Raw genomic sequence first — 356 nt, forward strand, 5'->3', positions numbered from 1 at the left:
TCTACGCGCTGTGGACGCGCCAAGCAGTGGCACAACTCATCGAGCAGCGCTTTGGCATCCGGCTGCCCGTGCGCACGATGGGGCTGTACCTGTCACGCTGGGGCTTCACGCCCCAAAAGCCCATGAAGAAGGCCTACGAGCAGTCGCCCGCGGCCGTGCGCAAGTGGCTGCAAGAGGACTACCCCGTCGTCGCCACGCGCGCCAAGGCCGAAGGCGCTGAGATCCACTGGGGAGACGAAAGCGGGCTGCGCAGTGATGACGTGCGTGGCCGCGGCTTTGCTCCCAAGGGGCAGACGCCGGTGGTGCGTGTGAACAACAAGCGCCATGGCTTGTCGGTCATCTCCACCGTCACCAAC

At 65.7% G+C, this 356-nt stretch carries 1 protein-coding gene; it reads left to right on the forward strand.

Annotated features, from left to right (window positions below; genetic code table 11):
* Nucleotides 1-356: winged helix-turn-helix domain-containing protein (locus SM757_RS35170; protein WP_322468890.1), on the forward strand; the 356-nt coding region annotated here is incomplete at both ends.

This window comes from Azohydromonas lata (assembly GCF_034427735.1).
Classification (GTDB): Bacteria; Pseudomonadota; Gammaproteobacteria; order Burkholderiales; family Burkholderiaceae_C; genus Azohydromonas; species Azohydromonas lata.